Annotated in this window: 19 protein-coding genes, 4 tRNA genes and 1 riboswitch; of the genes, 16 read left to right on the forward strand and 7 right to left on the reverse strand. The window is 58.7% G+C overall.

Annotation, left to right across the window (positions count from 1 at the left end):
* The first annotated feature begins 109 nt into the window (after positions 1 to 109).
* The 6 genes from aruF (at position 110) to astE (ending at position 6,485) form a co-directional block, all read left to right on the forward strand.
* A complete protein-coding gene (gene aruF, locus AC07VO_RS27975; RefSeq protein WP_007934901.1) occupies positions 110 to 1,129 on the forward strand; it encodes an arginine/ornithine succinyltransferase subunit alpha in 1,020 nt (339 codons plus the stop codon).
* Positions 1,130 to 1,208: 79 nt separating this feature from the next.
* A complete protein-coding gene (astA, locus tag AC07VO_RS27980) occupies positions 1,209 to 2,234 on the forward strand; it encodes an arginine N-succinyltransferase (RefSeq protein ID WP_018926391.1) in 1,026 nt (341 codons plus the stop codon).
* Positions 2,231 to 3,700: a succinylglutamate-semialdehyde dehydrogenase gene (gene astD, locus AC07VO_RS27985; RefSeq protein WP_167331184.1), complete on the forward strand. Its 1,470-nt coding sequence runs from the start codon at positions 2,231 to 2,233 to the stop codon at positions 3,698 to 3,700. The genes astA and astD overlap by 4 nt, the downstream gene beginning before the upstream one ends.
* Positions 3,701 to 3,751: 51 nt before the next feature.
* Complete coding sequence (gene astB, locus AC07VO_RS27990; RefSeq protein WP_064616458.1) at positions 3,752 to 5,098, forward strand: N-succinylarginine dihydrolase; 1,347 nt, start codon at positions 3,752 to 3,754, stop codon at positions 5,096 to 5,098.
* 73 nt (positions 5,099 to 5,171) lie between these two features.
* Positions 5,172 to 5,462 carry a hypothetical protein gene (locus tag AC07VO_RS27995; protein ID WP_018926388.1) on the forward strand — a complete coding sequence of 97 codons (291 nt, stop codon included), beginning with the start codon at positions 5,172 to 5,174 and terminating at the stop codon, positions 5,460 to 5,462.
* A 12-nt stretch (positions 5,463 to 5,474) separates the two neighbouring features.
* Positions 5,475 to 6,485: a succinylglutamate desuccinylase gene (gene astE / locus AC07VO_RS28000; RefSeq protein WP_495007717.1), complete on the forward strand. Its 1,011-nt coding sequence runs from the start codon at positions 5,475 to 5,477 to the stop codon at positions 6,483 to 6,485.
* A gap of 186 nt (positions 6,486 to 6,671) precedes the next feature.
* On the opposite strand, the gene AC07VO_RS28005 is transcribed toward astE, so the two are convergent.
* Complete coding sequence (locus AC07VO_RS28005) at positions 6,672 to 7,181, reverse strand: 6,7-dimethyl-8-ribityllumazine synthase (RefSeq protein ID WP_019582888.1); 510 nt, start codon at positions 7,179 to 7,181, stop codon at positions 6,672 to 6,674.
* 115 nt (positions 7,182 to 7,296) lie between these two features.
* Positions 7,297 to 7,467: riboswitch (FMN riboswitch) on the reverse strand.
* Between the two features lie 198 nt (positions 7,468 to 7,665).
* On the opposite strand from AC07VO_RS28005, the gene ltaE reads away from it, so the two are divergent.
* The 7 genes from ltaE (at position 7,666) to AC07VO_RS28040 (ending at position 13,634) form a co-directional block, all read left to right on the forward strand.
* Positions 7,666 to 8,670 carry a low-specificity L-threonine aldolase gene (gene ltaE, locus AC07VO_RS28010; RefSeq protein ID WP_138866954.1) on the forward strand — a complete coding sequence of 335 codons (1,005 nt, stop codon included), beginning with the start codon at positions 7,666 to 7,668 and terminating at the stop codon, positions 8,668 to 8,670.
* Positions 8,671 to 8,816: 146 nt separating this feature from the next.
* On the forward strand, positions 8,817 to 11,438 hold the full coding sequence (gene alaS / locus AC07VO_RS28015) for an alanine--tRNA ligase (RefSeq protein ID WP_018926383.1): 2,622 nt from the start codon (positions 8,817 to 8,819) through the stop codon (positions 11,436 to 11,438).
* A 91-nt stretch (positions 11,439 to 11,529) separates the two neighbouring features.
* A complete protein-coding gene (locus AC07VO_RS28020) occupies positions 11,530 to 12,771 on the forward strand; it encodes an aspartate kinase (protein WP_007934911.1) in 1,242 nt (413 codons plus the stop codon).
* 188 nt (positions 12,772 to 12,959) lie between these two features.
* On the forward strand, positions 12,960 to 13,148 hold the full coding sequence (csrA, locus tag AC07VO_RS28025; protein ID WP_002554426.1) for a carbon storage regulator CsrA: 189 nt from the start codon (positions 12,960 to 12,962) through the stop codon (positions 13,146 to 13,148).
* Between the two features lie 62 nt (positions 13,149 to 13,210).
* Positions 13,211 to 13,301 (forward strand) — tRNA-Ser (locus AC07VO_RS28030).
* A gap of 107 nt (positions 13,302 to 13,408) precedes the next feature.
* Positions 13,409 to 13,485, forward strand: a tRNA-Arg gene (locus AC07VO_RS28035).
* Positions 13,486 to 13,556: 71 nt separating this feature from the next.
* Positions 13,557 to 13,634, forward strand: a tRNA-Arg gene (locus AC07VO_RS28040).
* Between the two features lie 19 nt (positions 13,635 to 13,653).
* Here the strand turns inward: AC07VO_RS28040 and AC07VO_RS28045 are convergent.
* Positions 13,654 to 14,172 (reverse strand): cell envelope protein SmpA, encoded by a 519-nt coding sequence (locus tag AC07VO_RS28045; RefSeq protein WP_495007718.1) that lies wholly within the window; start codon positions 14,170 to 14,172, stop codon positions 13,654 to 13,656.
* A gap of 321 nt (positions 14,173 to 14,493) precedes the next feature.
* On the opposite strand from AC07VO_RS28045, the gene mgtE reads away from it, so the two are divergent.
* The gene (gene mgtE, locus AC07VO_RS28050; RefSeq protein WP_018926381.1) at positions 14,494 to 15,936 is read left to right on the forward strand and encodes a magnesium transporter; all 1,443 of its coding nucleotides are present in this window, start codon (positions 14,494 to 14,496) and stop codon (positions 15,934 to 15,936) included.
* Positions 15,937 to 16,042: 106 nt separating this feature from the next.
* On the opposite strand, the gene AC07VO_RS28055 is transcribed toward mgtE, so the two are convergent.
* Positions 16,043 to 16,369: an Arc family DNA-binding protein gene (locus AC07VO_RS28055; protein ID WP_018926380.1), complete on the reverse strand. Its 327-nt coding sequence runs from the start codon at positions 16,367 to 16,369 to the stop codon at positions 16,043 to 16,045.
* 385 nt (positions 16,370 to 16,754) lie between these two features.
* On the opposite strand from AC07VO_RS28055, the gene phnN reads away from it, so the two are divergent.
* On the forward strand, positions 16,755 to 17,327 hold the full coding sequence (gene phnN / locus AC07VO_RS28060) for a phosphonate metabolism protein/1,5-bisphosphokinase (PRPP-forming) PhnN (RefSeq protein WP_026286446.1): 573 nt from the start codon (positions 16,755 to 16,757) through the stop codon (positions 17,325 to 17,327).
* Here phnN and AC07VO_RS28065 read toward each other — a convergent pair.
* Positions 17,302 to 17,481: a PA3371 family protein gene (locus AC07VO_RS28065; protein WP_018926378.1), complete on the reverse strand. Its 180-nt coding sequence runs from the start codon at positions 17,479 to 17,481 to the stop codon at positions 17,302 to 17,304. The two genes, phnN and AC07VO_RS28065, sit on opposite strands and share 26 nt — an antisense overlap.
* Positions 17,482 to 17,504: 23 nt before the next feature.
* Positions 17,505 to 17,738, reverse strand: coding sequence for a hypothetical protein (locus tag AC07VO_RS28070; protein ID WP_111454811.1), 234 nt, complete (start codon positions 17,736 to 17,738; stop codon positions 17,505 to 17,507).
* A 291-nt stretch (positions 17,739 to 18,029) separates the two neighbouring features.
* Between AC07VO_RS28070 and AC07VO_RS28075 the strand changes: the two genes are divergently transcribed.
* A tRNA-Arg gene (locus AC07VO_RS28075) sits at positions 18,030 to 18,106 on the forward strand.
* A 166-nt stretch (positions 18,107 to 18,272) separates the two neighbouring features.
* On the opposite strand, the gene AC07VO_RS28080 is transcribed toward AC07VO_RS28075, so the two are convergent.
* Together AC07VO_RS28080 and AC07VO_RS28085 are read right to left on the reverse strand one after the other, a co-directional pair.
* Complete coding sequence (locus tag AC07VO_RS28080) at positions 18,273 to 19,196, reverse strand: hypothetical protein (RefSeq protein WP_495007719.1); 924 nt, start codon at positions 19,194 to 19,196, stop codon at positions 18,273 to 18,275.
* Positions 19,197 to 19,335: 139 nt separating this feature from the next.
* Positions 19,336 to 22,278, reverse strand: a 2,943-nt coding sequence (locus AC07VO_RS28085; protein WP_495007720.1) for an Ig-like domain-containing protein, incomplete at its 5' end; no start/stop codon positions are given.

Consider the following 22,278-nt stretch of genomic DNA (forward strand, 5'->3'; position numbering starts at 1 on the left):
TATCGTAATAGATAGGCGTTGAGATTATTTCCTGTGCCGGGCCTGCCCGGCATTTTTTTCCCTGAGTTGGCGCAATTCGCCAACCTGATGTTAAGAAAGGAGTGACACCATGCTGGTGATGCGCCCCGCGCAAATGGCTGATCTGGGCGAGGTACAGCGTCTGGCTGCGGACAGCCCGATTGGTGTCACTTCCTTGCCGGATGACGTTGAACGCCTGAGCGACAAGATCGCCGCAAGCGAAGCCTCGTTCGCCGCCGAAGTGAGCTTCAACGGTGAAGAGAGCTATTTCTTCGTGCTCGAAGACACCGCCACTGGCAAGTTGGTCGGTTGTTCGGCCATCGTTGCCTCGGCCGGTTATTCCGAGCCGTTCTACAGCTTTCGAAACGAAACGTTCGTGCACGCCTCCCGCGAGCTGAAGATTCACAACAAGATCCACGTGCTCTCCCAGTGCCACGACCTGACCGGCAACAGCTTGCTGACCAGTTTCTACGTGCAGAGGGAGTTGGTGGGCACGCCTTGGGCGGAGCTCAACTCCCGTGGCCGTCTGTTGTTCGTGGCCAGCCATCCGGAGCGCTTTGCCGATTCCGTGGTGACCGAGATCGTCGGTTACAGCGACGAAAATGGCGACTCGCCGTTCTGGGATGCCATCGGTCGCAACTTCTTCGACCTCAACTACGCCGAAGCCGAGCGTCTGTGTGGTTTGAAGAGCCGCACGTTCCTCGCCGAGCTGATGCCGCATTACCCGATCTACGTGCCGTTGCTGCCGGACTCCGCTCAAGAGGCGATGGGCCAGGTGCACCCGCGGGCGCAAATCACCTTCGACATCCTGATGCGCGAAGGCTTCGAGACCGATCACTACATCGATATTTTCGATGGTGGCCCGACTCTGCATGCCCGCGTCTCGGGGATCCGTTCGATCGCCCAGAGCCGTGTAGTCCCGGTGAAAATCGGTGAGCCGGTCAAAGGCGCCGGTCGTCAGTATCTGGTGGCCAATGCCCAGTTGCAGGATTACCGCGCCGTGTTGCTCGAGCTCGATTACGCGCCGGGCAAACCGGTGACCCTGGATCTTGAAGCGGCCGAAGCCTTGGGCGTCGGTGAAGGTGCCAGCGTGCGCCTGGTGGCGGTTTGACGCCTGCTTCCTGGAGAAAAATGTCTGGAAAGCAGCGAAATTTCGCGGGTGGCGCAAGCGGCCCGTTTGAGGAGATAGCATGATCGTTCGTCCCGTACGCAGCAGCGATTTACCCGCTCTGATCGACTTGGCCCGCAGCACCGGCACCGGCCTGACCACTTTGCCGGCCAACGAAGAGCGTCTGGCCCATCGGGTTGGCTGGGCCGAGAAAACCTTCCGCGGCGAAGCCGGGCGGGGCGATGCGGACTACCTGTTCGTACTCGAAGACGACAATGGCCGCGTGGTGGGTATTTCCGCGATTGCCGGCGCCGTCGGCCTGCGTGAGCCCTGGTACAACTTCCGGGTGGGCCTGACGGTCAGTGCCTCGCAAGAGCTGAATATCTACCGCGAAATTCCGACGCTGTTCCTGGCCAATGACCTGACCGGCAACTCTGAACTGTGCTCGCTGTTCCTGCACGCCGATTACCGCAGTGGCCTCAACGGCCGCATGCTGGCCAAGGCGCGGCTGCTGTTCATCGCCGAGTTCCCGCAACTGTTCGGCAACAAGATCATCGCCGAGATGCGCGGCATGTCCGACGAAGCCGGGCGTTCGCCGTTCTGGGAAAGCCTGGGCCGGCATTTCTTCAAGATGGAATTCAGCCAGGCCGATTACCTCACTGGCGTGGGCAACAAGGCGTTCATCGCCGAACTGATGCCGAAATTCCCGCTGTACACCTGCTTCCTGTCGCCAGACGCGCGCAACGTGATTGGCCAGGTTCACCCGGACACCGAGCCGGCCCTGGCGATGCTCAAGAGTGAAGGTTTCAGTTACCAAGGCTACGTCGACATTTTCGACGCAGGCCCTGCGGTGGAGTGCGAAACCGCCAAGATCCGCGCAGTGCGCGACAGCCAGGCGCTGGTGCTGGCCATCGGCACCCCGGGTGATGACGCCACGCCGTTCCTGATCCATAACCGCAAGCGCGAAGACTGCCGGATCACTGCCGCGCCAGCACGCTTCGCCGCTGGCACGTTGGTGGTTGATCCGCTGACCGCCAAACGTCTTCAACTCAACGCTGGCGATCAAGTACGCGCCGTTCCGTTGTCTGCAGCTCGGGAGTCGAAATAATGAATTCGCTATACATCGCTGGTGAATGGCTGGCCGGCCAGGGTGAAAGCTTTCAATCGGTCAACCCGGTGACCCAGCAAGTGCTGTGGGCCGGCGAAGGCGCCACTGCCGCCCAGGTCGAGTCGGCCGTGCAAGCCGCGCGTCAGGCATTCCCGGGCTGGGCCCGTCGTACCCTGGAAGAGCGCATCAGTGTGCTGGAAGCCTTTGCCGCCGCGCTGAAGAATCACGCCGACGAACTGGCTCGCACCATCGGTGAAGAAACCGGCAAACCCTTGTGGGAAGCGGCGACCGAAGTCACCAGCATGGTCAACAAGATTGCCATCTCGGTACAGAGCTACCGCGAACGCACCGGCGAGAAGAGCAGCCCGTTGGGCGACGCCACCGCTGTATTGCGTCACAAGCCGCACGGTGTGGTGGCGGTGTTCGGTCCTTACAACTTCCCTGGTCACTTGCCGAACGGTCACATCGTTCCGGCGCTGCTGGCCGGTAACAGTGTGCTGTTCAAGCCTAGCGAACTGACGCCGAAAGTCGCCGAACTGACGGTCAAGTGCTGGATCGAAGCCGGTCTGCCGGCCGGCGTGCTGAACCTGCTGCAAGGTGCTCGCGAAACCGGTATCGCCCTGGCGGCGAACCCAGGCATCGACGGTCTGTTCTTCACCGGTTCCAGCCGTACCGGCAATCATCTGCACAAGCAGTTTTCCGGTCGTCCAGACAAAATCCTCGCGCTGGAAATGGGCGGTAACAACCCGCTGGTGGTGGATCAGGTCGCTGATCTCGATGCGGCCGTTTACACCATCATTCAGTCGGCGTTCATTTCTGCCGGCCAGCGTTGCACTTGCGCCCGTCGCTTGCTGGTGCCGCAAGGCGCCTGGGGCGATACGCTGCTGGCGCGTCTGGTGGCGGTCAGCTCGACCCTTTCAGTCGGTGCGTTCGATCAGCAACCAGCACCGTTCATGGGTTCGGTGATTTCCCTCGGTGCTGCGAAAGCCCTGATGGAAGCGCAAGAGCATCTGCTGGCCAACGGCGCCGTGGCGCTGCTGGAAATGACTCAGCCCCAGGCTCAGGCTGCGTTGCTGACCCCGGGCATTCTGGACGTGACAGCGGTTGCCGATCGCCCAGACGAAGAGCTGTTCGGCCCGCTGCTGCAAGTGATCCGCTACGCTGATTTTGAAGCGGCGATCGCTGAAGCCAACGACACCGCATATGGCCTGGCGGCCGGCCTGTTGTCGGATTCCGAAGCGCGTTATCAGCAATTCTGGCTGGAAAGCCGCGCCGGTATCGTCAACTGGAACAAGCAGCTGACCGGTGCGGCGAGCAGCGCGCCATTCGGCGGCGTCGGCGCCTCGGGCAACCATCGCGCCAGCGCCTACTACGCGGCGGATTACTGCGCGTACCCGGTGGCCTCGCTGGAAACCCCGAGCCTGACCTTGCCAGCGGCCCTTACGCCCGGCGTGCGCATGTCGTAAGACAGACCCTTGTAGCAGCCTATAACAACAGATTCTTGTGGAGCCTCGCTGATGAAATCCTTTGAAGTCAATTTTGACGGTCTAGTGGGGCCGACCCATAACTACGGTGGCCTGTCCTACGGCAACGTCGCCTCCCAGAGCAACAGCCAGCAATCCTCGAACCCGAAGGAAGCTGCGCTGCAAGGTCTGGCGAAAATGAAAGCGCTGATGGATATGGGCTTTCAGCAAGGCGTGCTTGCACCACAGGAACGCCCTGACGTAGCCGCCCTGCGTCGCTTGGGTTTCAGTGGCACCGACGCGCAAGTGATTGAGCAAGCCGCCAAAGACGCGATGCCGCTGCTGGTTGCCAGTTGCTCGGCGTCGAGCATGTGGGTGGCCAACGCCGCCACGGTCAGCCCGAGTGCCGACACCGCCGACGGTCGTGTGCATTTCACCGCCGCTAACCTCAATTGCAAATACCACCGCAGCATCGAGCACCCGACCACCAGTCGCGTGCTGGGCGCGATGTTCGCTGACCAGAAACACTTTGCCCACCACGCCGCGTTGCCGGCCGTGGCGCAGTTCGGTGACGAAGGCGCGGCCAACCACACCCGTTTCTGCCGTGACTACGGCGAAGCTGGCGTCGAGTTTTTCGTGTTCGGTCGTAGCGCGTTCGACACCCGTTATCCGTCCCCGCAGAAGTACCCGGCGCGCCAGACCCTCGAAGCCTCCCAGGCCGTCGCACGCCTGCATGGCTTGAGCGATGACGGCGTGGTCTACGCCCAGCAGAACCCTTCGGTGATCGATCAGGGCGTGTTCCATAACGACGTGATCGCCGTGGGCAACGGCGAGGTGCTGTTCTATCACGAGGACGCCTTCCTCGACACCGACCAGATGCTCGCTGAGCTGCAAGGTAAACTGGCAAAAGTCGGTGGGAAATTTCAGTCGATCTGCGTACCGCGTTCCGCGGTCACCGTGGAAGACGCCGTTCGTTCCTACCTGTTCAATAGCCAACTGCTGTCGCGTCCTGACGGCTCCATGTTGTTGATCGTGCCGGAAGAATGCCATGGCAACGAACGCGTCTGGCAGTACCTGCAAGGCCTGACCAGCTCTGGCGGCCTGATCCGCGAAGTGAAAGTCTTCGATCTCAAGCAGAGCATGCAAAACGGCGGTGGCCCGGCTTGCCTGCGGTTGCGCGTCGCCCTCAACGAAACCGAACTGGCGGCCGTCAACCAAGGGGTTATCATGACGGCTCCGTTGTACGGCACATTGACCGAGTGGGTCGAAAAGCACTACCGCGACCGCATGACCGAAAACGATCTGGCGGACCCGCAATTGTTGCTTGAGTGCCGGACGGCACTGGATGAACTGACGCAAATCCTTAAACTGGGCGCGGTTTATCCATTCCAGATCAATTGATAGTCGGCGCGCTTTGGCTTTTTATATGAATGGCAAGCGCGCCGCTTAATCATCCAGATGAGAGCGTAAATACATGAGCGATACCCTGCAGCTGATCCTTGAAGACACCGACGGCACGCAACTGGAAACTTCCTGCACCCGCGTCGCGGTCATGTGGCAAGGCAAAGAGCTGTGGATCCAGCAGGACGGCCGTGGCCAGCTGCTGATCGGCGTGGACGTCGAAGAGGGTGACGCTGAATACGCCAACCTGCTGCTGCGCCCATTGGCGACTAATCTGGTAAGTCTGCAACTGGAGATGGAACCGGCTGATCTCGGTGATGATGAGGACCACGTGCACGGCCCGGATTGCAATCACGACCACTAAGGAAACCGCTCTATGCTCGCCCTCGGCAAACTGCTTGAACTGACCCTCGCCGGCCGCGAACCGGCGGAGAAGACTCAACTGACTGTCGAAGGCGTACGGATGCGCTGGTTGAGCGAAGGTGCGCTGGAAGTCCGGCCACCTGAAGCTCGCGACAATGGCCTGGACCTGCTGCTGTCGGCCGGTATCCATGGCAACGAAACAGCGCCGATCGAGCTGCTCGATCGCCTGTTGCATGACATCGCCCGCGGTGACTTGAAGCCGCGCGCCCGTATTCTGTTCCTGTTCGGCAATCCCGAGGCCATCCGTCGCGGTGAGCGTTTCATCGAGCAGGACGTCAATCGGCTGTTCAACGGCCGTCACGAACAAAGCAGCGGTTCCGAGGCCTTGCGCGCTTGTGAGCTGGAGCGGCTGGCGGCGACGTTCTTCAGCCTGCCGGACCGTAACCGTCTGCACTACGACCTGCACACGGCGATCCGTGGCTCGAAAATCGAGCAGTTCGCCCTGTACCCCTGGAAAGAAGGCCGTCAGCATTCACGCCAGGAGCTGGCTCGCTTGCGCGCCGCCGGCATGGAAGCGGTGCTGTTGCAGAACAAACCCTCCATCGTCTTCAGCTCCTACACCTACGACAAGCTCGATGCCGAGTCCTTCACCCTGGAGCTGGGCAAGGCCCGGCCCTTCGGGCAGAACGAAGGGGTCAACGTCAGCCTGCTGGAAACCCGCCTGAAGCAGATCATCGAAGGCACCGAGCCGCCAATGACCGATGAAGGGCTGGAAGGGTTGCAGTTGTTCAGCGTGGCCCGGGAAGTGATCAAGCACAGCGATAACTTCCGCCTGAACCTGCCGGCGGACATCGAAAACTTTTCGGAATTGAAAGTGGGTTATGTGCTGGCCGAGGATATCGCCAATACCCGCTGGATCATCGAAGAGCAGGGCGCCCGGATCATCTTCCCGAACCCCAGGGTCAGGAACGGCCTGCGCGCCGGCATCCTGATCGTACCGACCACCGACGAAAACCTGGTCTAGGCACAACACCCGTCAAATGTAGGAGCGGGCCTGTGTGGCGAGGGGGCTTGCCCCCGTTGGGTCGCGAAGCGGCCCCCGGTTTGGGTCCAGACAAACCAAGTTATCTGGATTTACGACTGCTTCGCAGCCGAACGGGGGCAAGCCCCCTCGCCACACAAGCCCGCCCCCCACAAGTTTTATCGGTGTTTAGACAGCTACCGCGCGAGGCTCGCTGCGGCGCAATGCGCGAGTCTTGTGCAGCGTATCTGCACACGTCTTCGCCGCTTCCTGGCCTTTATGCACGAAATGCTCGAAGAAGAACTTCTGATGTTCTTCACCGGCATGGAAGTGGTGCGGGGTCAAAACCACCGAGAACACTGGCACTTCGGTTTCCAGCTGAACCTGCATCAGGCCGCTGATCACCGACTGGGCGACGAATTCGTGGCGATAGATGCCGCCATCGACCACCAGGCCCGCGGCGACGATGCCGGCATAACGACCGGACTTGGCCAGCAACTTGGCGTGCAGCGGAATTTCAAAGGCGCCACCGACTTCGAAGAAATCGATGTCCGACTCCTGATAACCCTGGGCAATCATTTCAGCGACGAAGCCTTTACGGCTCTGATCGACGATTTCCTTGTGCCAGCAGGCCTGGATGAACGCGACGCGCTCGCCCTGATGGTTTTTGCTTTTGCTATCGATTGCGGTGGGTTGCATGTTCTGACTCCTGTTTGTGTGAAAAACAGGGCGTTATGAATCGAATGGGATTTAAGGGTACGCAGGCACACGTGTCTGCGGACGGCGCTTTGGTACGGAACCTGGGCGGCGTCAATCCCGTTCTCTCTTCATCCGGACTATGACCGTCGGCCCCGGGATCACACCGGGTCTGCTGACCTTGCCGCCATCACAGCCATTGCCGTGCCTGTCGCCAAGCGCTCGCGGGCTATGCGCATTGCGCGCAATTACCGCCGGTGGGGAATTACACCCCGCCCTGAGAACGTTTTGCCGCCAGATTGTTTGGCGGCGAAGCGTTTTTAACACATATTTATGGGGCGTGCATGGCTGCTTTCTGATGATTGCTATCGGCTTTTCCGAAGGCATACAGCCTCTTTTCCTCGTTCAAGGCTTGATTAATTGTCGGCATGACCGCAGTAATTCCTTTCCGAAACGGATTTTTCCCCTGTTTACCGAGGCCAGATTCATGAGCGTTATCGATCTTCGCAGCGACACCGTCACCCAACCGACCGCAGGGATGCTCGACGCGATGGCCAATGCCGCCACCGGTGACGACGTTTATGGCGAAGATCCGACGGTCAATCGTCTGGAAGCCGAGCTGGCAACACGACTGGGTTTTGCCGCGGCGCTGTTTGTTCCAACGGGCACCATGAGCAACCTGCTGGGCTTGATGGCCCACTGCGAGCGCGGTGACGAATACATTGTCGGTCAGCAGGCCCACACCTATAAGTACGAAGGTGGTGGCGCGGCGGTGCTTGGTTCGATCCAACCGCAGCCGCTGGAAGTGCAAGCCGATGGTTCGCTGGACCTGGCGCAAGTCGCCGCCGCGATCAAACCGGACGACTTCCACTTCGCGCGCACCCGTTTGCTGGCACTGGAAAACACCATGCAGGGCAAGGTGCTGCCGCTGGAGTACCTGGCCCAGGCTCGCCGCTTCACTCGTGAGCATGGCCTGGCGCTGCATCTGGATGGCGCACGGCTCTACAACGCGGCGGTCAAGCTGGGTGTCGATGCCCGGGAGATCACTCAGCATTTCGATTCGGTGTCGGTCTGTCTCTCCAAAGGCCTGGGTGCGCCAGTCGGTTCGGTGCTGTGCGGCTCGGTCGAGTTGATCGCCAAGGCTCGGCGTTTGCGCAAGATGGTCGGTGGCGGCATGCGCCAGGCCGGGATTCTCGCGGCGGCGGGGCTGTATGCGCTGGATAATAATGTTCAGCGCCTGGCCGACGACCATGCCAACGCACAATGGCTGGCCGAAGGCCTGCGAGCGGCGGGGTATGAGGTCGAGCCAGTGCAGACCAACATGGTTTACGTGAAAATGGGCGACAAGGCCGAAGCGATCAAGGCCTTCGCCGCGACACGTGGGGTCAAGCTCAGCGCTGCCGCTCGTCTGCGAATGGTCACGCACATGGACGTCAACCGTACGCAAATCGAGCAGGTCGTCGCTACATTCGTCGAGTTTTCCCGCATCTGATCGCGTTAGCGGTCCAATTGACCGTTTCTATCGTATAAACACGCTGTACCCCGCGCGCAGGGCCGATATAATGCGGCCCTTTGCCGTCGCTTCGTCTGTTGACGTTTCGCACAGGCCTTTGGCCGCAGCCTCCGTGGAAGAACCTAATGAAAAGCGCAGAAATCCGTGAAGCCTTCCTTCGCTTCTTCGAAGAGCAAGGCCACACCCGTGTAGCCTCCAGCTCTTTGATTCCGGGCAACGACCCAACCCTGCTGTTCACTAACGCGGGGATGAACCAGTTCAAGGACTGCTTCCTGGGCCAGGAAAAGCGCGCGTACACCCGCGCCGTCAGCAGCCAGAAATGCGTGCGTGCCGGCGGCAAGCACAACGACCTGGAAAACGTCGGTTATACCGCCCGTCACCACACCTTCTTCGAAATGCTGGGTAACTTCAGCTTCGGTGATTATTTCAAGCGTGACGCCATTACCTTTGCCTGGACGTTCCTGACCTCCGACAAATGGCTGAACCTGCCGAAAGAAAAGCTCTGGGTGACTGTCTACGCCAGCGATGACGAGGCCTACGACATCTGGACCAAAGAAGTCGGTGTACCGGCCGAGCGCATGGTTCGCATCGGCGACAACAAGGGCGCGCCGTACGCTTCCGACAACTTCTGGACCATGGGCGATACCGGCCCGTGCGGTCCTTGCACCGAGATCTTCTACGATCACGGCGCCGACATCTGGGGTGGCCCACCGGGCTCGCCGGAAGAAGACGGCGACCGTTACATCGAGATCTGGAACAACGTGTTCATGCAGTTCAACCGCACCGCCGATGGCGTGTTGCACCCGTTGCCAGCCCCGTCGGTGGACACCGGCATGGGTCTTGAGCGGATCAGTGCCGTGCTGCAGCACGTTCACTCGAACTATGAAATCGACCTGTTCCAGAGCCTGCTGAGCGCATCGGCCAAGGCCATCGGTTGCACCAACGACAATCAGGCTTCCCTGAAAGTCGTGGCTGACCACATCCGTTCCTGCGGCTTCCTGATTGCCGACGGCGTGCTGCCGTCCAACGAAGGTCGCGGTTATGTACTGCGCCGGATCATTCGTCGCGCTTGCCGTCACGGCAACAAACTGGGCGCCAAGGGCAGCTTCTTCTACCAGATCGTTGCAGCCCTGGTCGCCGAGATGGGCGAAGCGTTCCCTGAACTGAAATCCCAGCAGGCGCACATCGAGCGCGTGCTGAAGGCCGAAGAAGAGCAATTCGCCAAGACTCTGGAGCAGGGCCTGAAGATCCTCGAGCAGGATCTGGCCGAACTCAAAGGCGACGTGGTGCCGGGCGACGTGGTGTTCAAGCTTTACGACACCTACGGTTTCCCGATGGACCTGACCGGCGACATCGCCCGTGAGCGCAGCCTGACCATCGACGAAGCAGGCTTCGAGCGCGAGATGGAAGCCCAGCGCGTGCGTGCCCGCTCCGCCAGCTCCTTCGGCATGGACTACAACAGCCTGGTCAAGGTTGATGTGGCCACCGAGTTCACCGGTTACACCGCTCACAGCGGTTCCGCCAAAATCGTTGCTCTCTATAAAGAAGGGCAATCGGTTGACGTACTGAGCGAAGGCGAAGAGGGCGTGGTCGTTCTCGATCAGACGCCGTTCTATGCCGAATCCGGTGGTCAGATTGGTGATTGCGGCTTCCTCCAGGCTGGCGCTGCGCGTTTCGACGTGCGCGACACCACCAAGACCGGCGGTGCGTTCCTGCACCACGGTGTGCTGGATTCGGGCAGCCTGATCGTAGGTGCTCCGGTGGAGACTCATGTCGATGCCGAAGTACGCCATGCGACGTCGCTGAACCACTCGGCAACTCACTTGTTGCACGCTGCATTGCGTCAGGTGCTGGGTGAGCACGTTCAGCAGAAAGGCTCGTTGGTCGACAGTCAGCGTCTACGCTTTGACTTCAGCCACTTCGAAGCGATCAAGCCTGAGCAGTTGAAGGCGCTGGAAGACATCGTCAACGCCGAGATTCGCAAGAACTCCGAAGTTGAAACCGAAGAAACCGACATCGAAACCGCCAAGCAGAAAGGCGCCATGGCGCTGTTCGGCGAGAAGTACGGCGACAGCGTTCGTGTGCTGAGCATGGGCGATTTCTCCGTCGAGCTGTGCGGCGGTATTCACGCCACCCGTACCGGCGACATCGGTTTGCTGAAAATCATCAGCGAAGGCGGTGTGGCTTCGGGTGTGCGTCGTATCGAGGCAGTCACCGGTGCCGCGGCACTGGCCTACTTGAATGCCGCAGAAGAACAACTCAAGGAAGCGGCCAACCTGGTCAAGGGCAGCCGCGATAATCTGATCGACAAGCTGTCGGCTGTGCTGGAGCGCAACCGTCTGCTGGAGAAGCAACTCGAGCAGTTGCAGGCCAAGGCGGCCAGCGCGGCGGGCGACGATCTGTCGGCTTCTGCCCTGGACGTCAAAGGCGTGAAAGTGCTGGCCGTGCGTCTGGACGGTCAGGATGGCAAGGCGCTGCTGGCGCTGGTCGATCAACTGAAAAACAAACTCGGCCGCGCAGTGATCCTGCTCGGCAGTGTCCATGAGGAAAAGGTCGTTCTGGTTGCAGGCGTGACCAAAGACCTGACTGGCCAACTCAAAGCCGGTGATTTGATGAAGCAGGCTGCTGCGGCAGTGGGCGGGAAGGGCGGTGGTCGTCCAGACATGGCGCAGGGCGGTGGTACTGACGCTGGCGCACTGGATGCCGCATTGGCCCTGACTGTTCCATTTGTAGAGCAGGGTTTATAAGGCAGTGTGCCTGGCCCGCGGTCTAGTAGCGGGCCAGAACGCTGTTTGAGTGATTTATTGGGCGCCCTTCATGGGCAGAGGCGGCTTTGAAATGGCTTTGATCGTACAGAAATTTGGAGGCACCTCAGTCGGCACTGTCGAGAGAATCGAGCAGGTCGCCGACAAGGTTAAGAAATTCCGCGATGCGGGCGATGACCTGGTGGTTGTGCTGTCTGCAATGAGCGGCGAAACCAACCGTCTGATCGATCTGGCCAAGCAAATCAGTGGCGACGGCCAACCGGTTCCACGCGAACTGGATGTGATCGTTTCCACCGGTGAGCAGGTGACGATTGCACTGTTGGCCATGGCGCTGATCAAGCGTGGCGTGCCAGCGGTGTCGTACACCGGCAACCAGGTACGGATTCTGACGGATAGCGCGCACAATAAAGCGCGTATCTTGCAGATTGATGACCAGAAGATTCGCGGTGACCTGAAGGCCGGTCGTGTGGTGGTTGTCGCCGGTTTCCAGGGCGTCGACGAGCACGGCAATATCACCACGCTCGGTCGTGGCGGTTCCGACACCACTGGCGTGGCGCTGGCGGCAGCCCTGAAGGCTGACGAATGCCAGATCTACACCGACGTCGACGGCGTCTACACCACCGACCCGCGTGTGGTGTCCGTGGCTCAGCGTCTGGACAAGATCACCTTCGAAGAGATGCTGGAAATGGCCAGCCTCGGTTCCAAGGTGTTGCAGATCCGTGCGGTCGAGTTCGCCGGCAAGTACAACGTTCCGCTGCGCGTACTGCACAGCTTCAAGGAGGGTCCGGGCACCCTCATTACTATTGATGAAGAGGAAACCATGGAACAGCCGATCATTTCCGGCATCGCTTTCAACCGCGATGAAGCCAAGCTGACCATCCGTGGCGTGCCAGACACCCCGGGCGTGGCGTTCAAGATTCTCGGCCCGATCAGTGCCGCGAACATCGAAGTCGACATGATCGTGCAGAACGTTGCGCACGATAACACCACCGACTTCACCTTCACCGTGCACCGCAACGACTACCAGGCGGCGCAATCCGTGCTGGAAAACACCGCTCGCGAGATCGGTGCCCGTGAAGTCGTTGGCGACACCAAGATTGCCAAGGTCTCGATCGTTGGCGTCGGCATGCGCTCCCACGCAGGCGTGGCCAGCCGCATGTTCGAATCCCTGGCGAAAGAAAGCATCAACATCCAGATGATCTCGACTTCGGAAATCAAGGTGTCCGTGGTGATCGAAGAGAAGTACCTGGAACTGGCTGTGCGCGCCCTGCACACAGCTTTCGAACTGGACGCGCCGGCCCGACAGGGCGAGTAATGCGTTCCCCCCGAAGGGCGCGGTCTGACCGCGCCCTTCGTTTTTTTGAATGGTGCGTACCAAAACTGTTCTTTTGCTCGCGCTAGTCAATACTCAGGCATGTAGGGCTACGACCTTTTCGGTTGTAGGTCGAATGCCTTTTTTTTGCAGACTGTTGTCCCTGAAATGAAATGCGTGAGGAGAAAGGTATGCTGATTCTGACTCGTCGGTGCGCAGAAAGCCTGATTATTGGTGATGGCGAAATCACCGTGACCGTGCTCGGCGTTAAAGGAAATCAAGTGCGTATTGGTGTCAACGCCCCGAAAGAGGTGGCTGTGCACCGTGAGGAAATTTACCTGCGTATCAAGAAAGAGAAGGACGAAGAACCAAGCCATTAATTTTTATCGTTTTTTATGTTTGCAAACGGGGATAAAGCTGGTTAATATACGCCCCGTGTTGCGGAGAGCTGGCCGAGTGGCCGAAGGCGCTCCCCTGCTAAGGGAGTACACCTCAAAAGGGTGTCGGGGGTTCGAATCCCCCGTTCTCCGCCATTATTTGTTTAGTACGTTGTAATCTGGCTTCTTCGGTAAGTTGTTGAAATTACTAGAAAAAGTGCTTTACAAAAAGATTTAACGGCCTATAATGCGCGGCAACAAATGCACTCGTAGCTCAGCTGGATAGAGTACTCGGCTACGAACCGAGCGGTCACAGGTTCGAATCCTGTCGAGTGCACCATTTAAGAGTTGTTTGCAGCAATGTGAGTAACTTGGCTTCAACCAGTTGTGATCTGGTATAAAAACACAAATGCACTCGTAGCTCAGCTGGATAGAGTACTCGGCTACGAACCGAGCGGTCACAGGTTCGAATCCTGTCGAGTGGCACCAAACACCAAAAAGCCCGCGTTTAACGCGGGCTTTTTGCCGTCTGCGATTTGGCTTTTCCTTTGGTACAACCTTTCTCATCGAACTCGATGTGAGCACTGCGCCCTCGCTTGTTGTCGTAGCGGTAGCTCATGGCTGAATTGCGAGTGCTGATTTTGTCTGGCTTGCCGAGAGCGCTTTCGACGTCCTGCTGGCTCATGCCGGCAACCACTCTTTGATTGATGATCGCGATGCGGCGTTCCTTCGCGCTGAGCTGATTTCCACATTTGTCCTCGGACTGACCAACGACCGTCGGCTCTCTCCTTGGGTTTTTCATACTTGATGTTTCGCGAACCTCGGCTTCTGGCATCAGGGCTATCGTGCTGCCAGGCAAAAACGTGCGTACTTCCTGAAGCGAAAGGCTTTCTCCGGTCGTACAGCTCAAGGTCGTGAAGGTGATGCGTCCGTCGGGGGCTTCACACCGGTGGATGGTCGTAGCAAACGCCCAGGGCGGCAGGCAGAGCAGGGCGGCAAGCAAAAAATAATTAGCATTCCGTGGCATTCGACGTCCTCCTTGACGGTCCATATCAAGGGTAGCCGTTACATTTTTCGACTGCGGTGTGTTTTCTTTTCAGGATGAGTCGTCGCAGTTCCATGGATCAGGACGGCGCTCAGGTTTGTCTCGCAAGCGCTTGTTTCAGCCGCGATTTTTTCACGTTTAAAACCGTCAGGCGGTGTTATCATTGCGCCTGTCAGCCCCGCCGGGGCTTGTGGAATACCTCCATGGACTTACCCAGTAGTTACTCAGTACCCCGTTTTTACAATCATGAATTGACTGATTGATCCTTCCGGCGTGCCCCGCTGCTGGGAGTGGAGTTCGCCTATGTCTGAAGTTGAAGTAAAGAAAACGCAGGAAAGCTTGCAGGACCGCCTTGCTCAAGTCGTTGAGCTGCTGCAGCGCCAGCGGGTGGTCGAAGACCTGACTCATCGCCAGGAAGGTCCGCATCACGACCGGGTCGAGAACCTGGTTCACCGGCAAAACCTCGTCGAGTTGCAACGCAAGCTCGATGATCTGCACTCCGCTGACGTTGCCTACATCCTTGAAGCCTTGCCACTGGACGATCGTCTGACCGTCTGGCAGTTGGTCAAGGCCGACCGCGACGGCGACATTCTGCTCGAAGTATCCGATTCGGTTCGTGAAACCCTGATCGCCGACATGGACGATCACGAGCTCCTGGCGGCGGCCAAGGACATGGATGCCGACGAACTTGCTGACCTGGCCTCCGAGCTGCCGCGAGACGTCGTCCACGAGCTGATGGAAACCCTCGATGCTCAACAGCGTGAGCGCGTCCGCTCCGCGTTGTCCTATGACGAGGAGCAGGTCGGTGCGCTGATGGACTTCGAGATGGTGACCATCCGTGAGGATGTCAGTCTTGAAGTGGTGTTGCGTTACCTGCGTCGTCTCAAAGAGTTGCCAAGCCATACCGATAAACTGTTCGTGGTCGATTACGACGGCGTGCTCAAGGGCGTGTTGCCGATCAAGCGCCTTTTGGTCAACGACCCGGATAAACAGGTCTCGGAAGTGATGGCCAGCGATCCGGTGAGTTTTCATCCGGACGAAGACGCCTACGAGGCCGCTCAGGCGTTCGAGCGTTACGACTTGATCTCGGCCCCGGTGGTCGACAAGAACGGCAAGCTGATCGGTCGTCTGACCATCGATGAAATGGTCGACCTGATTCGTGAAGAGAGCGAAAACGAAGTTCTCAACATGGCGGGTCTGCGCGAAGAAGAAGATATTTTTGCGTCGGTCTGGAAGTCCCTGCGCAACCGTTGGGCCTGGCTGGCGATAAACCTGATCACCGCGTTCGTTGCATCACGGGTGATCGGCCTGTTCGAGGGCTCTATCGAGAAGCTGGTAGCGCTCGCGGCATTGATGCCGATCGTGGCGGGTATCGGCGGCAACTCGGGTAACCAGACGATCACGATGATCGTTCGGGCCATGGCGCTGGACCAGGTCAGTACCGGCAATACGTCGAGGTTGATGCGCAAGGAGTTGGCGGTCGCTTTGATCAATGGCGTGGTCTGGGGTGGAGTGATTGGTGTGGTGTCCTACCTGCTTTATGGCAGTTGGTCCCTGGGCGTGGTGATGACCGCCGCCATGACGCTTAACCTGTTGCTTGCAGCATTGATGGGCGTGTTGATTCCGATGACCCTGGCGCGGCTTGGGCGCGACCCGGCAATGGGCGCGAGTGTGATGATCACTGCCATGACCGACAGTGGTGGCTTTTTCATCTTTCTCGGGCTGGCGACGATTTTTCTGCTCTGACGTTCTACCTCAAAAGAACCCGCCCAATCGGCGGGTTTTTTTTGAGGGGCTGAATTTCAGGCAAAAAAAAGCCAGCAATTACGCTGGCTTGAGCTTTCAGGATGAATCAGGAAACGTCTGCAGCCATTTCGGCATCATGGGCGATCAGCGAAACCAGAGCGTTTTGCTGGCGGTGGGAGAGTTGGCGGAAGCGTTGCAGCAGTTCGCGTTCGTGTAATGACAGCTCGGGGCTGTCCAGGCGCATGCTCAATTCTTCGCCCAACGCGCCTTCCTGAATAAGACTCTGCTCAAGACGCGCGATGATTTCGGAATTCATGCTGCGATGATGATTGCGAGCCACCTCGGCAATGCGTTCACGCATTCCGTCTGGCAGACGTACGACGAACTTGTCAGCCGTACGGCTGGAATAAATTGCCTGTTTCAATGGGCGCATATATTTAACCGGTTAGTTCAGGGGAGCGGTTCTCGGGATAGGCCGCAGGATGTCAGATAGGACAAGCACTCCGACCAAATGTTCAACCTGAATTGATAGAGGCGCGCATCATGCCTCAAATTAGCCAGATCATTGGCGTCAATTCTGTGACAAATATTGATCTGGGTAAAGGCTTAATGCCAGCACCTATTATCAGAAATGCGGACTGGTTTGAAAACATTCCATGAGTCCGTATCGCTGACCGCGTCCTCTTGCCCGACAGGTGATGCCCGAAGACGCCTGAAGGTGCATGCTATGCGGATTCGATCCTTGTTCCTTACCTTAACAGGATAGTGGCAAATGGCCGATTTACTAGGGCAGACGGACGGTATGGGATGATTTCAGGATGGATGGCAGGCTGATTTATTTAATGGGGCCTTCGGGATCCGGCAAGGACAGCCTCATCGAAGCCGCTCGCGGGCCGTTGCGGGTGCGTAATTGTGAAGTCGTGCGGCGGGTTATTACGCGCTCGGCTGAGTCCGTCGGCGAAGACGCCATTGAGGTGTCCCGCGAAGAGTTCGAGCGACGCAGAAACAATGGGGATTTCGCGCTTTCGTGGCAGGCCAATGGGCTGGATTACGGTATTCCTGTGCGTATAGACCAGTGGCTCAAGGAAGGACGCGATGTGCTGATCAATGCTTCGCGCGGCCACCTGACAGAAGCGCAACAGCGCTATCCCACGCTGTTGCCGGTGCTGTTGACGGTCAAGGATGACGTTCTGCGAGAGCGCCTGCTACGGCGGGGGCGTGAAAGCCCGGCAGAAATTGAAGCGAGACTGTGCCGCAATGCGCTGTTCACGGCTGACGACACAATCGGTGATACGCAAATCCGTCGACTCGATAACTCCGGCGACCTTGCGGTCACCGTTGCCAGTCTTCTGGAGTTGCTGAGCGTCAGCGCAGAACCGGATCGAACTTGATCTTGCGCCCGGCGATCAGCGCCAGCACGAACAGCGCACTGAACACGCCGCAGGCAATCAGGGGCAGGGTGACGATCGTGTCCTGGACTAATGACAGATGAAGGATGCCACTCAGTAGAGCGAGGATGAGAAACCCTGCGGCTGATTTGGACATGCTGTGCTTCCTGATGAGGTGGTTCAAAATACCAAGCGTTCAAAAGACTGCGTGCGCGGTTGAAGACTTTCCTGGCTCAGCTCTTGGCTGACAAAACTGCGTTGATCGCTCGTGAGTGCCCATTGAGGCGCTTTTTGCAGCTGCAGGTCATGGGGCGTGCGTTGGGCAACCATCGCAGCGTCGTTTGCGGGGAAGAACTGAAAACCCAACAGAACCGCCAGGGCGACTGCATTCGCGACTAAAAGAGCGCTGTTCATGGGGCTGATCTCCTTCGTTCTTTGAGAACAGTCGAAGCAGCCCGCATGCCAAAAGTTTAACGGCTATTAAATCCTTTAAAAACAAAGAATTACGCTATTTTAACAAAATGCCGGCATTGCATTTTGCAATGATGGCATTTTGCGGTGATGCAATTTGCACGGTAAACAAAGCCACGCTACCGTGGGGCGTCTGCCTACACTTAAAAAGCCCTACGGACGACATGACAAAAGCGGGCCTGCCCGTTAACATGCACGCCGTCCATCGCCGCGCACTCCTTGCGCGCGACTTGTGTCTCAGTAGCTCAATTGGATAGAGCATCCCCCTCCTAAGGGGAAGGTTGGCAGTTCGAACCTGCCCTGGGACACCATATAATCCAAGGCCTACAGCGTCTTTTTGTTTCTCTGCTTAACCCTCATGGGTGCTAGGTGGGTGCAACAGGTATGCTTTAAGCAAAGAAAAGCCCTGCTCAGATTGTTATCTGGCGGGGCTTTTTCATAACCGTCGTGTCATGCGGTCTATCGACTCTTTCCCGATCAATCGTGAAAATGGACGCGCTGCGCGTACCACCAACACGCCCAGACGATGGTGATCACCAGGGAGGCGACGCAGAAGATTATGGTCTGACGCGCATTGCCAAGATCCTCTCGGGCAAGCAAGCCAAGCGCCTGGAGGGCAGCCCCCCCAAAAAGCGCCAGGAACCCCATTCGCCAGGCGAACATGCGCTGTCGGTAAACGTCGAAAGCCAGCGGGAGCATAACGGCGCCATAGATTACGGAAAGATAGCGAAGTCTAACGTCTGCATAATGGGTAAAGACCGAACCACTTGGATCGCCCAGGGAAGGCTGGATATCCGTTATGGCAGAAACGCAGAACATGAGCCCTTGGAGGGCGAGCATCGCTGTGACAATCACGATGACAGTGGGTGGCCGCTTTGGGGAGCTCCGAAGCTCATCGGGCGGCAAACCTTTTGATGCAATCGCGACCTGATTACTCAGCACCGTGCGAATGACCTCAGACAGCCATGCCTGATCGTTGCGGGAAAACCACATACAGATCCGCATCACGCCAATCCCACAGGCCATCATCGCAAGCCCCTCCAGCGGCATGAATGTGGCGTGCGGCCCAGGTACGGCGGTAAACAACGCCAATGCTGTAAAAAGCACACAAAACCCGAACCAGAAGCCCATGAAGAGCTTAACGGACCAGTGCAGCGCAAAACGCCCGGTTAGCACGACCTGGTTTTGGCGCACCTGGAATCGGCCGACGAAAAGTGGCTTGAATGAGTTGTGTACCATCGGGATGACACGTTGGAGCGAAACGCGAGACTCTGTCACCGTTCCCACGGCCGCTTCTCGAAAAGGTGTAAACATAGCCCAGTGCCGGGTCGCGGCTTTCAGGCGCTCAACAGATTCCGCCAGTCCGAACGAGCTCTCAAACTCGACCAGATCCGATCCCACCCAAAGTTCCCTCATCCATCGGAACATACACCCCCCTCTGGGCGCGTCATGCTTGGATTTCAAGTTGGTATCGTGCAATTCATATTCGACCTTCCCTGGTCTCCACCACCATCATCAACTGCTCAACTCCAGCCCAATATCACGCCGTCAGCGTATGCTCCGCATCCCCGAACCAGGTGCGCACCAGATCGGGCCCAGGCGTACCAGCGTGGTCAAGCACCGCCACATCGACGAAATTCTTGCCATTGCTTGCGCCATCAGGGTCTACCTTCACGGTGATGTCGTTGCCGGTCTGCACCACTTGGACAAAGTCCGACACCTGGCTGGTGCCGGCGACGAAGTTGGCCTTGAGCAGTGCGGAGAGGTCGATTTTGTCCCCTTCGGCGTAGTTGTAGTCGAGGATATGATCGCCGCCTTCATTCACGTTGAAGTAGGCAAACACGTCGGCTCCCGCGCCACCGCTGAGCGTGTCTGCACCGCCACGGCCCACGATGATGTCGTTGCCGTCGCCACCATTGATCGTGTCTGCGAGCATGGTGCCCACCAGCGTGCCGCTGGATTCTCCGTGGTAACTGACTTGAGTGCCGGCCGCGCCGCCGTCGGTGACCTGGAAGTCTTCCGCCGAGTAATGCCCCAACAGGTTCACCTCGGCCCGATGCACGCCGTCGTCCACTGTCAGCAGGCCGCCGGCGCCAGAGGCGTTGGTGTTGTAGCTGAGTTGGGTGTTGGCGCCGAAAGTGAGATTGCCGAACGTCAGCATGTCATTGCTCTCAAGGCCGAGGATGCCGGCCAGCGAGCCCGCTGTTTCGGCCTGTGCGATCACCAGCGTACCCGCGCCTTCGCCGTGGAAGGCGACGGACCCGTGTGCAGCACCGGAGAAGGTCAGGGTTGCGTTACCGTCGATGGTCGCGCTGCCGTCGCCGGTCACGTCGGCCAGCAGGCGCAGGTCACCACCATTGGCCCACAGGTGGCCGGTGTTTTCGACCGTGCTGGCCACCGTCATGCCGCCTGGGCTCGTGGACTCCAGCACCCCGCTGTTGGTGATGGTGTGGGTGCCGGTGTCGAGCACCAGGCTGTTCAGCCCGCTGGCCATGATCAGCCCCGAATTGATCAGCACCATCTGCCCGGCACCCAACTGGCCGGCGCCGGAAATGCGGTTGTCGACGTTGTTCAGTACGGTGTCGGCGCTGCCGCCGAAAATCACGTTTTGCGCGTTGTCGGATAGCAGCACTTGGCCGCCACCGGTCAAGGTCGCGCCACGGAACAGAACCTCAAGGCTGGTCGCGCTGCCGGCGGAGCCGAGCTCGATGGTGCCGCTGTTATTGATGCTGCCACCGAACGGCATGATCGCGCCGTCGGCAATAGTGATGGTCCCGGCGTTGTTGGTGAGCGGATCGACATCGAACTGGAAGTTCGCTTCGCTCAAGTCCGCCGCATCGATACCTTTGAGAGTGACCGTCTGGCCGGTGCTTATGCTGACCAGTGCATTGCCGTTGGCGTCGTTAGTGATACTCAAGTCTGCAAAGCCGTTGATGCCAGTGAAGCCGACCAAGTCGATCTTGTCCGCTGCGGCATCGAAATTGAAGATCTGGTTGTTGCCGATCGGTTGGGCGAAGACGAAGGTGTCGGCACCTGACGAGCCGGTCAGGTTATCGTTAGCGGACAAGGCGAAGATCGGCGCGCCCGGGGCGTAGACTTCGACGTTGTTGAACACGTACGCGCTGGCGGTGCTGCCGTCGCTGTTGCTCCAGTTCATGTTGACGTCAAGCACCAACGCACCCACGAAGTCGCTTGGGGCTGTCACAGTCAATGCGCCGGGATCGTTGGTGTGCACGGTCCATGTGCCGTCGCCGTTGTCGGTTCCTGCATTGAACACCCACCCCGAGGGGACCCCGCTGATGGACACCGTTACGGGGCCGCTGATATCGGCTAACGGAACGTTGAGGGCTAGATTGATGGGGTCGCCGGCAACGCCTGCCGGAAGGTTGGCACTGCTGCCGGCCGCACCAGGATTACCCGCCAGGTCGGTGTAACTGTTCGCGGCAACGTCGACTTTTATGCTGCCGCCCTGGGTTCTGGTCAGTATTGCCGTGTAGGTATCGCCATCAACCTGGGTAAAGTTACTGAAGGTTCCGCGGGGCACTCCGCTCGTTGTCGTCACTGCGACATCAGACAGGGTGAAACCGCTCACCGTCTCACTAAATTGGAATGTCACCGTCGACGTTGAACCGACCGAACTCCCTAGGGCCGTCCCCGTCACTGCCACCGTCGGCGGCACGGTATCAACTGGCGTCTCAACGACGTTCTGCACGTTTACCGTAATGGTCTGCGTGTCGATTCCGCCATTACCGTCGGCCACCTGAACGTTCACAACATAGGCGTTGTCGCCGGCGGTTCCACCGACATCCTGGGGATTCTCGTAGTCGGGCGCTGAATTGAACGTCAGCACCCCACTCGAACTGATCGAGAATTTGCTGAAGTCCGTCCCGGCCGTACTCAGGATCGAGTAGCTCAGCGTCTGCGCTGGTAGATCAGCGTCAGTCGCCACCACTGTCGTGACCGCCGTGGTGTTCTCCAATACGTTGATCGAAGCCGTCGCACCACCACCGTTGGAGGTGATAATCGGGCTGTTGTCGTTGACGCCTGTCACGGTTACCGCGATCGCCTGGTCGTCGAACAGTGTGCCGTCCGATGCCCGCACAATCACGTCATAAACGTTGTTCGTTCCCGAATCAGTCGGTGCTTCAAAGTTGGGTGCAGAGACAAAGCTCAGCACGCCTGTGCCAGAAACGATCGAGAATTTCGCGGCATCCACTCCACCGACGATGCTGTAGGTCAGCGTTTGTGTCGGCAGGTCTGCATCGGTCGCTGCCACCGTCGTGACCGCCGTGGTGTTCTCCGCCACGCTGACCGAAGCCGTCGCACCAGCACCGTTGGAGGTGATAATCGGGCTGTTGTCGTTGACGCCCGTCACGGTTACCGCAATCGCCTGGTCGTCGAACAGCGTGCCGTCCGATGCCCGCACAATCACGTCATAAACGTTGTTCGTTCCCGAATCAGTCGGTGCTTCAAAGTTGGGTGC

Source organism: Pseudomonas sp. GW821-FHT03E01, from assembly GCF_059420765.1.

Bases quoted from the DNA above. Each gene is read 5' to 3' on its own strand.
- aruF (WP_007934901.1), top strand. From the start codon at position 110: ATGCTGGTGATGCGCCCCGCGCAAATGGCTGATCTGGGCGAGGTACAG.
- astA (WP_018926391.1), top strand. From the start codon at position 1,209: ATGATCGTTCGTCCCGTACGCAGCAGCGATTTACCCGCTCTGATCGAC.
- astB (WP_064616458.1), top strand. From the start codon at position 3,752: ATGAAATCCTTTGAAGTCAATTTTGACGGTCTAGTGGGGCCGACCCAT.
- AC07VO_RS27995 (WP_018926388.1), top strand. From the start codon at position 5,172: ATGAGCGATACCCTGCAGCTGATCCTTGAAGACACCGACGGCACGCAA.
- astE (WP_495007717.1), top strand. From the start codon at position 5,475: ATGCTCGCCCTCGGCAAACTGCTTGAACTGACCCTCGCCGGCCGCGAA.
- AC07VO_RS28005 (WP_019582888.1), bottom strand. From the start codon at position 7,181: ATGCAACCCACCGCAATCGATAGCAAAAGCAAAAACCATCAGGGCGAG.
- ltaE (WP_138866954.1), top strand. From the start codon at position 7,666: ATGAGCGTTATCGATCTTCGCAGCGACACCGTCACCCAACCGACCGCA.
- alaS (WP_018926383.1), top strand. From the start codon at position 8,817: ATGAAAAGCGCAGAAATCCGTGAAGCCTTCCTTCGCTTCTTCGAAGAG.
- AC07VO_RS28020 (WP_007934911.1), top strand. From the start codon at position 11,530: ATGGCTTTGATCGTACAGAAATTTGGAGGCACCTCAGTCGGCACTGTC.
- csrA (WP_002554426.1), top strand. From the start codon at position 12,960: ATGCTGATTCTGACTCGTCGGTGCGCAGAAAGCCTGATTATTGGTGAT.
- AC07VO_RS28045 (WP_495007718.1), bottom strand. From the start codon at position 14,172: ATGCCACGGAATGCTAATTATTTTTTGCTTGCCGCCCTGCTCTGCCTG.
- mgtE (WP_018926381.1), top strand. From the start codon at position 14,494: ATGTCTGAAGTTGAAGTAAAGAAAACGCAGGAAAGCTTGCAGGACCGC.
- AC07VO_RS28055 (WP_018926380.1), bottom strand. From the start codon at position 16,369: ATGCGCCCATTGAAACAGGCAATTTATTCCAGCCGTACGGCTGACAAG.
- phnN (WP_026286446.1), top strand. From the start codon at position 16,755: ATGGATGGCAGGCTGATTTATTTAATGGGGCCTTCGGGATCCGGCAAG.
- AC07VO_RS28065 (WP_018926378.1), bottom strand. From the start codon at position 17,481: ATGTCCAAATCAGCCGCAGGGTTTCTCATCCTCGCTCTACTGAGTGGC.
- AC07VO_RS28070 (WP_111454811.1), bottom strand. From the start codon at position 17,738: ATGAACAGCGCTCTTTTAGTCGCGAATGCAGTCGCCCTGGCGGTTCTG.